At 71.1% G+C, this 14,767-nt stretch carries 14 protein-coding genes; 4 read left to right on the forward strand and 10 right to left on the reverse strand.

Features of this window, described 5'->3' with window-relative positions:
* Positions 1–38: 38 nt before the first annotated feature.
* From SSP08S_RS07360 to afsQ1, 3 genes are read right to left on the reverse strand one after another with little or no spacing between them, the layout of a single operon-like run.
* The gene (locus SSP08S_RS07360) at positions 39–641 is read right to left on the reverse strand and encodes a hypothetical protein (protein WP_019066934.1); all 603 of its coding nucleotides are present in this window, start codon (positions 639–641) and stop codon (positions 39–41) included.
* Positions 638–2,215: an ATP-binding protein gene (locus SSP08S_RS07365; RefSeq protein WP_019066935.1), complete on the reverse strand. Its 1,578-nt coding sequence runs from the start codon at positions 2,213–2,215 to the stop codon at positions 638–640. The genes SSP08S_RS07360 and SSP08S_RS07365 overlap by 4 nt, the downstream gene beginning before the upstream one ends.
* On the reverse strand, positions 2,212–2,889 hold the full coding sequence (gene afsQ1, locus SSP08S_RS07370; RefSeq protein WP_019066936.1) for a two-component system response regulator AfsQ1: 678 nt from the start codon (positions 2,887–2,889) through the stop codon (positions 2,212–2,214). Before afsQ1 ends, SSP08S_RS07365 begins: the two co-directional genes overlap by 4 nt.
* Positions 2,890–3,144: 255 nt before the next feature.
* Here afsQ1 and SSP08S_RS07375 point away from each other — a divergent pair, with 255 nt between their 5' ends.
* Positions 3,145–3,882: a SigE family RNA polymerase sigma factor gene (locus SSP08S_RS07375; protein WP_019066937.1), complete on the forward strand. Its 738-nt coding sequence runs from the start codon at positions 3,145–3,147 to the stop codon at positions 3,880–3,882.
* 173 nt (positions 3,883–4,055) lie between these two features.
* Here the strand turns inward: SSP08S_RS07375 and SSP08S_RS07380 are convergent, their stop codons facing one another.
* Positions 4,056–4,709 (reverse strand): uridine kinase family protein, encoded by a 654-nt coding sequence (locus SSP08S_RS07380; protein WP_019066938.1) that lies wholly within the window; start codon positions 4,707–4,709, stop codon positions 4,056–4,058.
* Positions 4,710–4,836: 127 nt separating this feature from the next.
* Between SSP08S_RS07380 and SSP08S_RS07385 the strand changes: the two genes are divergently transcribed.
* Positions 4,837–5,241 carry a hypothetical protein gene (locus SSP08S_RS07385; protein ID WP_019066939.1) on the forward strand — a complete coding sequence of 135 codons (405 nt, stop codon included), beginning with the start codon at positions 4,837–4,839 and terminating at the stop codon, positions 5,239–5,241.
* Positions 5,242–5,342: 101 nt separating this feature from the next.
* Here SSP08S_RS07385 and SSP08S_RS07390 read toward each other — a convergent pair whose 3' ends face one another.
* Genes SSP08S_RS07390 through deoC form a run of 3 tightly spaced genes read right to left on the reverse strand, consistent with a single transcriptional unit; the run spans position 5,343 to position 8,630 of the window.
* On the reverse strand, positions 5,343–6,227 hold the full coding sequence (locus tag SSP08S_RS07390; RefSeq protein ID WP_026178271.1) for an aldehyde dehydrogenase family protein: 885 nt from the start codon (positions 6,225–6,227) through the stop codon (positions 5,343–5,345).
* Positions 6,220–7,668 (reverse strand): aldehyde dehydrogenase family protein, encoded by a 1,449-nt coding sequence (locus SSP08S_RS07395; protein WP_019066941.1) that lies wholly within the window; start codon positions 7,666–7,668, stop codon positions 6,220–6,222. The genes SSP08S_RS07390 and SSP08S_RS07395 overlap by 8 nt, the downstream gene beginning before the upstream one ends.
* 5 nt (positions 7,669–7,673) lie before the next feature.
* On the reverse strand, positions 7,674–8,630 hold the full coding sequence (deoC, locus tag SSP08S_RS07400) for a deoxyribose-phosphate aldolase (protein WP_043259309.1): 957 nt from the start codon (positions 8,628–8,630) through the stop codon (positions 7,674–7,676).
* Positions 8,631–8,796: 166 nt separating this feature from the next.
* Between deoC and SSP08S_RS07405 the strand changes: the two genes are divergently transcribed.
* The gene (locus tag SSP08S_RS07405) at positions 8,797–9,513 is read left to right on the forward strand and encodes a PH domain-containing protein (protein WP_019066943.1); all 717 of its coding nucleotides are present in this window, start codon (positions 8,797–8,799) and stop codon (positions 9,511–9,513) included.
* Positions 9,514–9,644: 131 nt separating this feature from the next.
* Positions 9,645–11,408, forward strand: coding sequence for a hypothetical protein (locus SSP08S_RS07410; protein WP_019066944.1), 1,764 nt, complete (start codon positions 9,645–9,647; stop codon positions 11,406–11,408).
* Positions 11,409–11,481: 73 nt separating this feature from the next.
* On the opposite strand, the gene SSP08S_RS07415 is transcribed toward SSP08S_RS07410, so the two are convergent.
* From SSP08S_RS07415 to SSP08S_RS07425, 3 genes are all read right to left on the reverse strand, one after another.
* The gene (locus SSP08S_RS07415) at positions 11,482–13,116 is read right to left on the reverse strand and encodes a phospho-sugar mutase (protein WP_019066945.1); all 1,635 of its coding nucleotides are present in this window, start codon (positions 13,114–13,116) and stop codon (positions 11,482–11,484) included.
* 75 nt (positions 13,117–13,191) lie between these two features.
* On the reverse strand, positions 13,192–14,016 hold the full coding sequence (locus SSP08S_RS07420; protein ID WP_019066946.1) for a purine-nucleoside phosphorylase: 825 nt from the start codon (positions 14,014–14,016) through the stop codon (positions 13,192–13,194).
* A 117-nt stretch (positions 14,017–14,133) separates the two neighbouring features.
* A complete protein-coding gene (locus tag SSP08S_RS07425; RefSeq protein WP_019066947.1) occupies positions 14,134–14,571 on the reverse strand; it encodes a gamma-glutamylcyclotransferase family protein in 438 nt (145 codons plus the stop codon).
* Positions 14,572–14,767 lie beyond the last annotated feature (196 nt).

Here is a 14,767-nt window from a genome sequence, read left to right on the forward strand (position 1 = left end):
GAGGTTGAGCCAGGCCGATTCGGAGCCCACGGGCCCCGTCAGCCGCCCGTCACCTCGGTGGAGGGCGGCGGCTTGGTGCCGGGAGAGGAGCGGACGTCGTCCGTGCATTCGTAGCGGCGCAGGGGGGCGTTGCCCGGGCCGCCGAGGATGACGGAGCCGTCGCCCTCGGCGGCGGCCGAGTCGGAGAAGGTGCAGACGATCTGGGCGAGCGCGTACGACGTCAGGTCGGCCGGTGAATTGCTCAGCCGCAGCGCGTCCTTGGGGTCCTTGGCGCGCGGTCCGCTCACGGACATGCCGCCGCGTACGTCGGTCGTGTACCGGGCGTCCTTCTCGCCCGGCGACGGCGACTGCGCGAGCTGGTCCAGCAGCCCCTGCGCCACGATCACGCGCCGCTGCACGTCCGCGGTGCCGTCCGGCACCTGTACGGTCCGGTCGACGGTCACCAGCGACGACCCGCACAGCAGGAACACCTGCACGGGCACCCCGCGCGCGGCCTGCGTCGACACGTCCGGCTCGGTGAGCGTGCAGGGCACCATCGAGGGCGCGGGCCCGAAGTCGGTCGGCACCTCCGTGGCGCGGATCCCGCAGCCGGTGAGCAGCAGTGCGAGGAGGGGGAGAGTCAGCAACCCGCGTGCCTTCATGAGGCGTCCCCCTTCGAACTGTCCCCTTCGGCCTCGCCCTTGTCCGTCTCCTCCGTGAGCACGGAGGCGTCCCTCGGCAGCCGCAGGGTGAACACCGCGCCGCCGTCGGGGGAGTTGGCGGCCGTGATGTCGCCGCCGTGGATGTGGGCGTTCTCCAGGGCGATGGAGAGGCCGAGACCGCTGCCCTCGGAGCGGGGGCGGGAGGCGCTCGCCTTGTAGAAGCGGTCGAAGACGTGCGGGAGGACGTCCTCGGGGATGCCGGGGCCGTGGTCGCGGACCGCGATGACGAGGTCGTCGTCCTCCAGGCGGACCGACACCCGGACCGGCGAGCCGCCATGCTTGAGGGCGTTGCCGATGAGGTTGGCGAGGATGACGTCGAGGCGGCGCGGGTCGAGCCGGGAGTGGATGCCGCGCTCGGCGTCGAGGTCGACGGCGTCGAGCCAGGCGCGGGCGTCGATGCAGGCGGTGATCTGGTCGGCGATGTCGACGTCGTCGAGGACGAGCCGGGCGGTGCCCGCGTCGAAGCGGGTGACCTCCATCAGGTTCTCGACGAGGTCGCCGAGCCGCTTGGTCTCGCTGACCACGAGCCGTACGGCGGGCTCGATCATCGGGTCCACGCTGCCGGTCTCGGCGTCGAGTTCCTCCTCCAGGACCTCGACCACGGCCGTGATCGCGGTGAGTGGAGTCCGCAGCTCGTGGGACATGTCGGCCACGAAACGGCGCGAGGCGTCGTCGCGGGCGGCCATGTCGGCGACCCGCTTCTCCAGCGCCTCGGCGGTCTGGTTGAACGTCCTTGAGAGTTCGGCGAGTTCGTCCGTGCCGGAGACCCGCAGTCGCGTGTCGAGCTTGCCCTCGCCGAGCCTGCGCGCCGCGATGCCGAGGCGGTGCACGGGCTTGAGGACGGTCGTCGCGGCGGCCTGCGCGAGCAGCGCGGAACCGATCAGCGCGAGCCCGGTGGCGATACCGAGCGACCAGGCGAGGGAGTTGAGATCCTTCGCCTCCGGCTCAAGCGACTTGAGCATGTAGCCCGTCGGTCCGCCGCCGATCATCCGCGTACCGGCCACCAGGAACGGTGTGCCGTGCTCGGTGACCCGCTGCCAGTACAGGTGGTACGGCTCCTTGTTGCCGTCGGTCACCGACTGCTGCTTGTTCACCGCCGTGCGCAGCGACTTGGGCACGTCCTCCAGCGAAAACCCGTTCAGGCCGCCGGAGTTGCCGTAGACCGTCTTGGCGTCGGAGTCCTCGGCGACCAGCAGGACGCTGAAGCGCTGGCTGCTGTTGGCCATCTGGCCGGCCGTGCGCATCAGTTCGTCCTGCGTGGGGTGCAACGGCAGGGCGCCGGCGTGGTTCTGCATCTCCTGCCGGAAGTCGCGCAGTACCGCGTCCTGGGCGCGGGTGAGGACGGCCTCGCGGTTGAGCCAGTAGGCGATGCCGGACGCGGACACGGCGGCGGTCAGCGCGACCAGGCCGAAGACGACCACCAGCCGCAGGCGCAGGCTGGTGAACCGCAGCCGCCACAGAACTCCCTTACGACCCGGGCGCCAGCCGCGGATCCCCCCTGGTGCGTCGGTCACTGAGGCGAGTCCAGGCGGTAACCGACGCCGCGCACGGTACGGATGAGCGTCGGGGACGAGGGCACGTCCTCGACCTTGGCGCGCAGCCGCTGGACGCAGGCGTCCACCAGCCGCGAGTCACCGAGGTAGTCGTGCTCCCACACCAGGCGCAGCAACTGCTGCCGGGACAGGGCCTGTCCGGGCCGCCGGCTCAGTTCGAGCAGCAACCGCAGCTCGGTGGGCGTGAGTTGGAGGTCCTCGCCGTTCTTCGTGACCGTCATCGCGGCCCGGTCGATGACCAGCGAACCGAACGAGGCCGCGTCGTTGGCCTCCCGCTCGCCGCGCCGCAGCACGGCCCGGATGCGGGCGTCCAGCACCCGCCCCTGCACGGGTTTGACCACGTAGTCGTCGGCGCCGGACTCCAGTCCGACGACGATGTCGATGTCGTCGCTGCGCGCGGTGAGCAGAATGATCGGCAGCTGGTCCGTGCGCCGGATGCGCCGGCACACCTCGAAACCGTCGATGCCGGGCAGCATCACATCCAGCACGATCAGGTCCGGCCGCTGCTCACGCAGCAGCTTCAGACCGTCCTCGCCGCTGGCAGCGGTGGCTACCCGGTGTCCCTGGCGCGTCAGCGAGAGCTCCAGGGCCGTCCGGATGGCGTCGTCGTCCTCGATCAGCAACAGGGAAGGCACGGGCCTCATTCTGGCCCATGTGGGGGCGGTGTTTCGACACCTGCACGGGTACGCGCCCGTAGCGCTCCTTTCTGTGACCGGACTGTCCGTTTTCTGAGGGCAGCCGCAGAGGGGGACCCCTGTGACAGGTCTGTGACAGTCGGCGGACACGTCCATGAAGTGACCCCGGCAGGATTTTCGTCACAGGCAAGGAACCACGAAGGAACCGAGCCGGAAGATCCGAACACCGGGCAAGTCCACTACGGGGGGCGCGAGATGAGCACGCTGCACAGCACCAGCAACAACGCAGTCATCACGCGTCTGCACGACGTCACCCGGGGTTCCGAGAAGTCCGGTGCCGTGAGCGGGCGGGGGTGCGTTCGCGGTGCCGGGCGTCAGCACACCGGTTACATGACGGTGGTCGACGCACACACGGGGGAAGCGCACGGGGGAAGCGGGTACAGGGAGGACACGGGGGAGCGTCGTTCGCTGTCGGAGGCGGAGTTCACCGCCTACGTCCAGGAGCGCCGCGCCTCCCTGTACGCGACCGCCTACCACCTGACCGGTGACCGCTTCGAGGCCGAGGACCTGCTGCAGAGCGCGCTGTTCTCGACGTACAAGGCCTGGGACCGGATCAGCGACAAGGCCGCGGTCGGGGGCTACCTCCGCCGCACCATGACGAACCTGCACATCAGCGCGTGGCGCCGCCGCAAGCTGAACGAGTACCCGACCGAGGAACTGCCGGAGACGCCCGGCGACACGGACGCGATGCGCGGCACCGAACTGCGCGCGGTCCTGTGGCAGGCGCTGGCCCGGCTGCCCGAACTCCAGCGCACCATGCTGGTCCTCCGTTACTACGAGGGCCGCACGGACCCGGAGATCGCGGAGATCCTCGACATCAGTGTCGGCACGGTGAAGTCCAGCATCTGGCGGTCGCTCCGCCGCATGCGCGAGGACGAGGTCCTCAGCTTCGGCCGTGACGAGGAGGACGCCTTCGGGGAGCTCGTCGCCTGAGGGTCGGGGGGAAGTGGGGAACGGGGGAGCACGAAGGGACCACGGGGGATCGGCGCTGGGGGGCGCCGACGGGGTCCTGGGGGGGAATCACGGGGGAAGTACCACGGGGGAAAAGGGAGAGCGGGACTGGAGGGCCGGGGGGTCCGTCCAGTCCCGCTTTTTCGTGCGTGGCGTCAGCTGGTGGGCGTGGGTGCGGGTGCGGGAACCGCCGCCGGACGCCGGCCTACCGCCGCCGCTGCCAGCCGGCCCAAGGCCTCGTCCTTGTCGCACGCGTACGCGCCGAGTGTCGTCTGCCGGGCCACGATCGACCGCTCCAGCCGCATCAGCCGCCAGCCGCGCCGCAACAGGAACGGCACGGACTTACGGCCCTCCCGCAGATCCCGCAGGAAGCGGCGGCGGAAGGTGCGCACAGGTCCGCGGCTCAGGCACAGCGCGTCGGCGAGGACACCCAGCTCACGGCAGCGGGTGATGACCTCGGCGGCGAAGATGCCCTCCGCTATGAACAACGGCGTCCGGCCCACATCGACCGCCTCCGTACCCGTACGGGCGCTCAGCGAGATGTCGTAGACCGGCACATCAGTACGACCCGTGCGGCACAGCTCGACGATCGCGGTGACCGCGACCTCCGCGTCCCAGGAGTCGGGATGGTCCCAGTCGATGTCCGAACTCCCCGCCACCAGTGGCAGCGTCGGGTCGTCTCCCTCCTTGTAGAAGTCGTCGAGCCGCAGCACGGGGAGACCGGAGCGGGCCGAGACGAGGGACTTGCCGGAACCCGAGGGGCCGCACAGCAGCACGACACGGGCCGGTGACGGGGAAAGGATGCTCACGGGACACCAGTTTGACGTATTCCGTACGTCCTGCCGACCCCGCGGGTCGGCATTGGAACGCGCATCACACGTCAACTACCCTTCGTGCTGACCTGATTACCCTGCGCACCAGAAGGTGGCACCAGCAATGGCACGACACACGTCCTCCCAGCACCCGAACGCCCAGCGCGCCCTGGTCGCCCTCGCGACGGCCGGAGTCGCCCTGGGCGCGGGCGCGGCGACGGCCTCCGCGGACACCGCGCCGGTCGTCGACGTGATGCGGACGCGGCCCACCTCGCTGGGCAAGATCGACCCTGCGGCGGGGCTCCAGGCGGTGACCGGCACGGTGGGGTATGTCACCGGGCCTGTTGCCGGGCTCAAGCCCAACCCGCTTGCGGGGACGGGAGTTGATCCGCTCGACAACGGGGTCGCGACCCAGCTCGCCGACTTCCAGCCGGTTGCTTCGCAGATGTTGACCGCGCCTGTCGCTGAGGCGGAGTCGATCAGCAGGATTCCTGTGGTGGGGCAGGCGTTGGGAGTGCTGGGGGGTTGAGCGATTTCGGGGGAGGGGCGGGGAGCTGCGGTCTCGTTGCCGGGTGCGAGTCCGGTTGTGGCTGGTCGCGCAGTTCCCCGCGCCCCTACTGAGCAGCCCGCTCAGTACGAGGAGCCGCTAGCTCCCAGTGAACCCGTCGGGTGCCAGACCGTCTTCGTCTCCAGGAAGGCTGTCAGGCGTTCGGTGCCCGGAGTCTCGTTGTAATCCACAGGCTGTGGACGAAGAACTCGCTTGAGGTTGTCGGCCGCCGCGATCTCCAGCTCCTTCGCCAGTACGTCGTCGGCGCCCGCGAGGTCGATCGCGTTGACGTCCTGGTGGGCGGCGAGGGGGGCCGCGATCTCCGCCGTCCTTCCGGAGAGGACGTTGACGACTCCGCCGGGGAGGTCGGAGGTGGCCAGGACCTCGCCCAGCGACAGTGCGGGGAGCGGGGACTTCTCGCTCGCGACGACGATGGCCGTGTTGCCGGTCGCGATCACCGGGGCCACGACCGAGATCAGCCCGAGGAACGACGACTCCTGGGGGGCCAGGACGGTGACCACTCCCGTCGGCTCGGGGGAGGAGAGGTTGAAGTACGGGCCCGCCACCGGGTTCGCGCCGCCGACCACCTGGGCGATCTTGTCGGTCCAGCCCGCGTACCAGACCCAGCGGTCGATCGCCGCGTCCACGACCACGGAAGCCTTCGACTTCGACAGGCCCTCCGCGTCCGCGACTTCACGGACGAACTGGTCCTTGCGGCCCTCCAGCATCTCGGCGATGCGGTAGAGGATCTGGCCCCGGTTGTAGGCCGTCGCGCCGGACCAGCCGCCGAACGCCTTGCGGGCCGCCACGACAGCGTCCCGGGCGTCCTTACGGCTCCCCTGCGGGGCGTTGGCCAGCCACTTGCCCTTGGAGTCGGTCACCTCGTACACCCGGCCGCTCTCGCTACGGGGGAACTTGCCCCCGACGTACAGCTTGTAGGTCTTGAACACACTGAGACGGTCAGACATCGAGGTACGCCTCCAGGCCGTGGCGACCGCCCTCGCGGCCGAAGCCCGACTCCTTGTAGCCGCCGAACGGCGAGGTCGGGTCGAACTTGTTGAACGTGTTGGACCAGATGACGCCCGCGCGCAGCTTGCTCGCGACGGCGAGGATGCGGGAGCCCTTCTCGGTCCAGATGCCGGCGGAGAGGCCGTACTGGCTGTTGTTGGCCTTCGCGACCGCCTCCTCGGGCGTGCGGAAGGTCAGTACGGACAGCACCGGGCCGAAGATCTCGTCGCGGGCGATGGTGTGCGCCTGGGTGACGTTCGTGAAGAGCGTCGGGGCGAACCAGTAGCCGGAGGACGGGAGTTCACAGGCCGGGGACCAGCGCTCGGCGCCCTCCGCCTCGCCCTGCTCGACGAGCGTGGTGATCCGGGAGAGCTGCTCGGCGGAGTTGATCGCGCCGATGTCGGTGTTCTTGTCGAGCGGGTCGCCGAGGCGGAGGGTGGAGAGCCTGCGCTTCAGCGAGTCCATCAACTCGTCCTGGACCGACTCCTGTACGAGAAGTCGGCTGCCCGCGCAGCAGACCTGGCCCTGGTTGAAGAAGATGCCGGTGACGATGCCCTCGACGGCCTGGTCGATGGGGGCGTCGTCGAAGACGATGTTCGCGCCCTTGCCGCCGAGTTCGAGGGTGACCTTCTTGTCCGTGCCGGCCACCTGGCGCGCGATCGCCTTGCCGACGGCCGTGGAGCCGGTGAACGCGACCTTGTTGACGTCCGGGTGCGCGACGAGCGCGGCGCCCGTGTCGCCGTATCCCGGAAGGATGTTGACGACACCCTTGGGGAGGCCGGCCTGGCGGCAGATGTCCGCGAAGAAGAGCGCGGACAGCGGGGTCGTCTCGGCGGGCTTCAGGACCACCGTGTTGCCGGTGGCCAGCGCCGGGGCGATCTTCCACGCGAGCATCAGGAGGGGGAAGTTCCAGGGGATGACCTGGCCCGCGACACCGAGGGGCTGGGGGTTCGCGCCGAAGCCTGCGTGGTCGAGCTTGTCGGCCCAGCCCGCGTAGTAGAAGAAGTGCGCGGCGACCAGGGGCAGGTCGGCGTCCCTCGTCTCCTTGATGGGCTTGCCGTTGTCCAGGGTCTCCAGGACGGCCAGTTCGCGGCTGCGCTCCTGGATGATCCGGGCGATGCGGAACAGGTACTTGGCGCGCTCGGAGCCGGGCAGCGCCGACCACTTCTCGAAGGCCTTGCGGGCGGCCTTCACCGCGCGGTCGACGTCCGCCTCGCCCGCCTGGGCGATCTCGGACAGGACCTCTTCGGTGGACGGGGACACGGTCTTGAAGACCTTGCCGTCGGCCGCCTCGGTGAACTCGCCGTCGATGAACAGGCCGTAGGAGGGCGCGATGTCGACGACCGAGCGGGACTCGGGCGCCGGAGCGTACTCAAAAGCGGATGCGGATGTGGATGCCATGTGGATCAGTCCACCGTCACGTAGTCGGGGCCGGAGTAGCGGCCGGTGGCCAGCTTCTGACGCTGCATCAGCAGGTCGTTCAGGAGCGAGGACGCGCCGAAGCGGAACCAGTGGTTGTCCAGCCAGTCCTCGCCCGCCGTCTCGTTGACGATGACCAGGAACTTGACGGCGTCCTTGGAGGTACGGATACCGCCCGCGGGCTTCACCCCGACCTGGATGCCGGTCTGGGCACGGAAGTCGCGCACCGCCTCCAGCATCAACAGGGTGTTCGCGGGCGTCGCGTTGACGGCGACCTTGCCCGTCGACGTCTTGATGAAGTCCGCGCCGGCCAGCATGCCGAGCCAGCTCGCGCGCCGGATGTTGTCGTACGTCGACAGCTCGCCGGTCTCGAAGATGACCTTGAGACGGGCCGCCCCGGACGCCTCCTTCACGGCGACGATCTCGTCGTAGACCTTCATGTAGTTGCCCGCGAGGAACGCCCCGCGGTCGATGACCATGTCGATCTCGTCGGCGCCGGCGGCGACCGCGTCGCGCACGTCGGCCAGTTTCACGGAGAGCGCGGCACGGCCGGCCGGGAAGGCGGTGGCGACGGAGGCGACCTTCACGGAGGAACCGGCGACGGCCTCCTTGGCGACGGCCACCATGTCGGGATAGACACAGACGGCCGCGGTCGAGGGGCTCGTCCGGTCGGTCGGGTCGGGGCGGACCGCCTTGGCGCCGAGCGCCCGGACCTTGCCGGGGGTGTCCGCGCCTTCCAGGGTCGTCAGGTCGACCATCGAGATGGCGAGGTCGATGGCGTACGCCTTCGCGGTGGTCTTGATGGAACGGGTCCCGAGCGAGGCGGCACGCGCCTCCAGGCCGACCGCGTCGACGCCGGGCAGCCCGTGGAGGAAACGGCGCAGCGTGCTGTCGGAAGCCGTTACCTCGCCGAGTGCGTGTGCAGCAGGTGCAGTGGTGGGCATGGTCACAAGACGAGCATATCTACGCGCGTAGCGGCTGTACACCCCGGGGAGATGAGCGCCCTGAAGGGGCGCGGGGAACTGCGCGAGCAACCACGACACACCCGCAGCCGCGAACGCACAGGTCCCCAACGACGAGACGGCGCAGCCCTGAGGCACAATCGGCACCATGACGACCCCGCCCCACGAGCCCCCCGCCCCCCAGCCCCCGGACCGCGTCTACCGGTCGTCCATGGGCATCGCAGGCGGCGTACTGCTGCTCGCCATCGGGCTCTGGCTCGGCATCGACGCGCTCGTACGGGGAAACGGCCGCACGCCGTGGCTCGCGCTCGCGGGGCTGATCCTCGTCGTGCCGCTGGTGGTCGCCTTCACGTTCCGCCCCGCCGTGTACGCCAACGACGACCGGCTGCGCGTGCGCAACCCGTTCCGGCTGGTCGTGGTGCCGTGGGGCGAGGTGGCCGCGCTGCGGTCGGGGCTGTCGAACGAGGTCGTCGCCAAGTCCGGCACCAAGTTCCAGCTGTGGGCGATCCCGGTCTCGCTGCGCAGCCGCAAGCGGGCGGCGCGCCGCGAGGCGCGGTCCAAGGCGGAGGCGGGCGGCCAGGCCGGCCGGGGCGGCAGGGCCGGCCGGGGCGGCAGGGCCGGGGCCTTCGGCGGCGGGTTCGGCGGGTTCGGGGGCTTCGGCGGGGGCGTGGGCGGCGGTGCCGCGGCCGGTGAGTCCGCGCGGGCGGAGTCCGACCAGATCATGAGCGACCTGAACGAGCTGCTGGAGAACCGGGAGCAGGCGGAGTCGGCGCAGGGCGAGGTCACGGTGCGCTGGGCGTACGAGGTGATCGCGCCGGCGCTCGCAGGTGCCGTAGTGCTGGCGATCCTGTTGGCGACGGGCTGACCGGACCGGTCCCGCTCTCACAGCTTTCCGGGTCATCATTCGACCCGAACTCGGCCGCGGCGGCGGTCCCCCACCCGGAGGCGAAGCCGAGCCACGCCGACCACACCCGTGGTCCGAGTCTCCGGGAAGTCATGGACACGAACGTCCGGCAGCCGCTGCGGCTGCCCGCCTCCGCGATACCCGAGGGCGCCGTCCGCTGGCGCGGCGAGCTGGTGCGACGGTGGACGGCGGCGCTGCCCCCGCGCCGGATGTCGGTGCGGTTGCGGCTGGTGCATGTGAAGCTCGCGGTGCTGTGCGGCTGGCTGGCCGCGGCGGCGCTGCTGTACTACGGCGGTCTGCCCCCGTATCTGGCGGCGGTGCTGCCGCTCCAGGCGATCTGGGCGCTGTGGCGGCCCGAGATCGTCCGGTACACGGCGGCGGTCCTGTTCGTCGCGGTGGCCGGGTACGCGTCGTGGCCGCCGCACGCGTCCTGGTGGGTGCTGGGCGGTGTCGTCCTGCCGGCGCTGGTGCTCTCCGTGCCGCCCGCCGAATACCGGGCACGCGCGCGTGCCCGGCAACAGGAGGCGGCCCTCGCCGCGTCGGAGGGCGTCACGGCCCGTCTCCCCGACGCCGACCGGCCGGTTCGCCGCGGCCGTTTCCTCATCCGCGCCGGAACGTTCCTTCTCGTCCCTGGGGCCGTACTGACCGCCCTGGCACCCCTCGTCCCCCATGCCGAGGACCGACGGGCCGCCGTGATGACCGGCATCCACGTGATCGGACTCGGCCTCACCGTCCTGCTGTCCGGCGTGTTGGGCAGACGGCGGGCCCGCGCGCTGCGGCAGGCTCCGGCCCCCGTCCTGCGCGTGCTGGTCCGGGAGACCGCGCACGGCGTCACGGAGGTCCTCGCCGCCGACGACACGGCCGCGCTACGGCCCCTGTTCCGGGTCGCGGTCTCGGACCCGGACAACACCGCCGCCGGTATCCACCTCGCCGACCCCGTCGACCGCACCGACAGGGACCCGGAGGACGCGGACGACCTCGACGACACCGACGCCCTCCCCAGCGCCCGCGACGTCGTCGTCGACGACGTTCTGGACGACGTCCTCGGCGGCGGCGGTCTCCCCGCCGAGCGGTTCGGCCCCCTCCGCGAGGCCGTCCTCTACGGCACCCCCTACGACGGCGCCGAGATCCTCCTCGTCAGCGCCCCCTCGAAGCCGGGCGGGGCGCCGCGAACGCAGTGGTCGACCGGGCCCGTGCGGCCGTTGTCGGGGCCCGAGGTGCGGCGGCGGCTCGTGCGGGCGAAGCGGGCGGCGGTCCGGGCGGCCCGGAGCGACGCGCGGCACGCGGAACTGGTCGCGGCCGTGACGGCGCGGAGCGCCGAGCCCGTGCCGGTACGGCGCTGGCGGGCGGGCCCGGTGGACCGGCTGGCGGCCTTCCTGATGGCGCAGTGCGGCGTCTGGCTCTACTGGGCCGCGGCCGGCGAGGGTCTCTGGCACCAAGCGCTACTGCTCTTCGCAGGTCTGCGCGGTGCCACCCGGATCCCGGTGAAACTGTCCTGGCGCATCACCGCCGACCGCACCGGCATCTGGCTGAACGGACTGCTCCAGCCGCGGCACGTTCCCTGGAACGACCTCCGCTCGGCCCGCCGCGAGGGGTTCGACCTGAAGCTCCGCTGGCGCGGCGGCGATTCCTGGGTGGTCGCGGCCCCGCACTCGGCCCGGCTGCAGCGCAGGCGCGGCCGTATCCACCCCTACGACGCCCTCGCCGCCGAACTCTCCGCGATGATCGCCGACCCCGCCCTGCGGCCCACCGGCGAGAGCGGGGAGGAGGAGCACGGGCGCCCGCTGTGGCCGTACGCCGCGCTGCTCGCGGTCGTGTGGGCGGTGCTGATGGCGGTCCGTCAGGGCTGGCTGTAGGTCCTGTGGAGCGGCAGAACAGTAAGACGGGGTGTCCCGGGCAGGGACACCCCGTCCGACCGCGGCCGACGGCTCAGATACCGGCCGCCGCCGACAGGTCCCGCTTGATCGTGGCGAGGGTCTCGGCCGCCCGCGCACGGGCCGCCGGGAGGTCGGTGTGCGCGGCCACGGGGACCACGACCTCCAGGTAGCACTTCAGTTTGGGCTCGGTGCCGCTGGGCCGGACGATGACGCGGGCACCGTCGAGCGTGTAGCGCAGGCCGTCCGTGGGCGGGAGCTTGTCGGTGCCCTCGGTGAGATCCTCGGCCTTGGTGACGGCCAGCCCGGCCAGCTCGGTCGGCGGCTGCTCGCGCAACCGCCGCATGGCGTCCGCGATGACGGTCAAGTCCTCGACGCGTACGGAGAGTTGGTCGGTGGCGTGCAGACCGTGCTCCACGGCGAGATCGTCGAGGAGGTCCAGCAGATCGCGGCCCTCCTCCTTCAGCTCGGACGCCAGCTCGGTGATCAGCAGGGCGGCGGTGATGCCGTCCTTGTCGCGCACACCGTCCGGGTCCACGCAGTAGCCGAGGGCCTCCTCATAGCCGTAGCGGAGCCCCTCCACCCGGGCGATCCACTTGAAGCCGGTGAGGGTCTCCTCGTAGGGCAGGCCCGCCTTCTCGGCGATACGGCCGAGGAGGGACGAGGAGACGATCGACTCGGCGAAGGCGCCCCGCGCGCCGCGCCGTACGAGGTGCGCGGCGAGCAGGGAGCCGACCTCGTCGCCGCGAAGCATGCGCCAGTCGCCGTCGGCCTTCACAGCCACGGCGCAGCGGTCGGCGTCGGGGTCGTTGGCGATGATCAGGTCGGGGTCCGTGGCGCGGGCCCGCGCGAAGGCGAGGTCCATCGCGCCCGGCTCCTCCGGGTTGGGGAACGCGACGGTCGGGAAGTCCGGGTCGGGCTCGGCCTGTTCGGCGACGAGCACCGGCTCGGGGAAGCCGGCGCGGGCGAACGCGGCCAGCAGGACGTCCTTGCCGACGCCGTGCATCGCCGTGTAGACGGTACGGGCGGTGCGGGGGGAGGCGGGCGCCAGGACGGCGTCCGTGCGGGCGAGATAGGCGTCCAGGACGGCGTCGTCGAGGATCTCCCACCCGTCCTCCGGGCGGGGCACGTCGTGCAGCGAGCGGATCGCCTCGATCTCGGCGGCGATCTCCGCGTCGGCCGGGGGCACGATCTGGGAACCGTCGCCGAGGTAGACCTTGTAGCCGTTGTCCCGGGGCGGGTTGTGGCTGGCGGTGACCTCCACGCCCGCGATCGCGCCCAAGTGCCTTATGGCGAAGGCGAGTACGGGGGTGGGGAGCGGCCGGGGCAGCACGGCAGCCCGCAGCCCCGCGCCGGTCATCACGGCTGCGGTGTCGCGGGCGAAGTCCGCGGACTTGTGCCGGGCGTCGTAGCCGATGACGACGACTCCGTCGGTGTGGCCGTTGTGCTTGAGGTACGCGGCGAGTCCGGCGGCGGCGCGGATGACGACGGCACGGTTCATCCGCATGGGTCCGGCGCCGAGTTCCCCGCGGAGGCCGGCGGTGCCGAACTGGAGGGTGCCGCTGAAGCGCTCCGCGAGTTCCGTGACGTCCCCGGCGTCGATGAGCTTCCCCAGCTCCTCCCGGGTGTCCGCGTCGGGGTCCTCGGCGAGCCAGGTCTCGGCCCGCGCGATGAGATCGTCGTCGTGCACGTCAGGTCAACCTCTCGTGGTGTTTGCGGGTTCGGTTCCCGGGGGGCCAGGGGGCGGAGCCCCCTGGTACGAGGCCTACAGCCTGCCCAGCACCTGGGCCAACAGCGACCCCATCTGCGTAGCGGAATCCCGCCCGGCCTGCAGAACCTCCTCGTGGTTCAGCGGTTCCCCCGTCATCCCCGCGGCAAGGTTCGTCACCAGGGAGATACCCAGCACCTCCGCACCTGCCTCACGCGCGGCAATAGCCTCCAGCACCGTGGACATCCCCACCAGGTCCGCCCCGATGACCCGAGCCATCCGAATCTCCGCCGGAGTCTCATAGTGCGGCCCGGGGAACTGGGCGTAGACACCCTCCTCAAGACCGGGGTCGATCTCCTTGCAGAGCGCCCGCAGCCGAGGCGAGTACAGGTCGGTCAGGTCGACGAAGTTCGCGCCGATGATCGGGGAGGCGGCCGTGAGATTGATGTGGTCGCTGATCAGAACGGGCTGCCCCGGGCGCATGCCCTCCCGCAACCCCCCGCAGCCATTGGTCAGGACGATGGTCTTGCAGCCGGCGGCGACGGCGGTACGGACGCCGTGCGCGACGGCGGCGACACCGCGGCCCTCGTAGTAGTGGGTGCGGCCGAGGAAGACCAGCGCGCGCTTGTCACCGATCGCGTACGAGCGGACCCGCCCGCCGTGGCCCTCGACGGCCGGCGGCGGGAATCCGGGCAGCTCGGTGACGGGGAAGTCGGCCTCGGGCACGCCGAGCGCGTCGACGGCCGGCCCCCAGCCGGAGCCCATCACAAGAGCGACGTCGTGGGTCTCGGCGCCCGTCAGTTCGCGCAGGCGCGTGGCGGCGGCGTCAGCGGCGGCGTGGGGGTCGCCCTGGATGTCGTCCGGAAGAAGAGATGCGTTCACGCGGTTGAGGGTAGCTGGTCTGGGCCTACGCGCGTAGATGACAGAGCTCACGGGATTGCGATCGTTGTCTTGTCGTTTCCAACGAGCCCCGTGACGAACGCGGTGTGTGGGAAGCCCTCAGCAGGGCCGCTTCCGCAGCTCCATCACATAGTCGTGCGGCGCCCCGGCGGACTCGGCGGCATCGGCCAGCTCCCCGAGATAACGAGCCGACGGCAGCCCGCCCTCATACCCATTGAGTACGTACACCCAGGCGGGTTCCTCGCCGTCGAGCGTGTGCACGCGAACCCGCATCCGCCGATACACATCGAGGCCGACGCCTTCCCAGCGGTCCATGGAGTCCTCGTCGGGCGGCGCGATCTCGTACAGCGCGACGAAGACCTGCGAGCGCGGCGCCTCCACGATCGTCGCGAGCGCACCCTCCCAGCCCATGTGCTCACCACCGAAGGTCAGCCGCCACCCGTTCAGCCAGCCCGTGGCACGCAACGGCGAGTGCGGGGCGCGGCGGGTCATCAGCCGCGCGTCGAGATTGCCGGCGTACGCGGCGTAGAGCGACATGCTCCGAGAGTACGGCAGCGAACACACCCGCCACTCCCGTAACCGGGGGTACTCAGGCCACCCGCGTACGGCGCGAAGGTGACGTGTCGGGGGGTGTCCGCCCGCAGCGGTTGGCGCGTCAACACCCTCACATTCTTGCGAGACCGATTCCGCGCCGTTCCGAGGACGGACACCCCCCGACACGGCACCGACCCAC

Source organism: Streptomyces hokutonensis (assembly GCF_000376565.1).
In the GTDB taxonomy this organism is placed as follows: Bacteria; Actinomycetota; Actinomycetes; order Streptomycetales; family Streptomycetaceae; genus Streptomyces; species Streptomyces hokutonensis.

Bases quoted from the DNA above. Each gene is read 5' to 3' on its own strand.
- SSP08S_RS07360 (WP_019066934.1), bottom strand. From the start codon at position 641: ATGAAGGCACGCGGGTTGCTGACTCTCCCCCTCCTCGCACTGCTGCTC.
- SSP08S_RS07375 (WP_019066937.1), top strand. From the start codon at position 3,145: ATGAGCACGCTGCACAGCACCAGCAACAACGCAGTCATCACGCGTCTG.
- SSP08S_RS07385 (WP_019066939.1), top strand. From the start codon at position 4,837: ATGGCACGACACACGTCCTCCCAGCACCCGAACGCCCAGCGCGCCCTG.
- SSP08S_RS07390 (WP_026178271.1), bottom strand. From the start codon at position 6,227: ATGTCTGACCGTCTCAGTGTGTTCAAGACCTACAAGCTGTACGTCGGG.
- SSP08S_RS07395 (WP_019066941.1), bottom strand. From the start codon at position 7,668: ATGGCATCCACATCCGCATCCGCTTTTGAGTACGCTCCGGCGCCCGAG.
- deoC (WP_043259309.1), bottom strand. From the start codon at position 8,630: ATGCCCACCACTGCACCTGCTGCACACGCACTCGGCGAGGTAACGGCT.
- SSP08S_RS07405 (WP_019066943.1), top strand. From the start codon at position 8,797: ATGACGACCCCGCCCCACGAGCCCCCCGCCCCCCAGCCCCCGGACCGC.
- SSP08S_RS07410 (WP_019066944.1), top strand. From the start codon at position 9,645: ATGGACACGAACGTCCGGCAGCCGCTGCGGCTGCCCGCCTCCGCGATA.
- SSP08S_RS07425 (WP_019066947.1), bottom strand. From the start codon at position 14,571: ATGTCGCTCTACGCCGCGTACGCCGGCAATCTCGACGCGCGGCTGATG.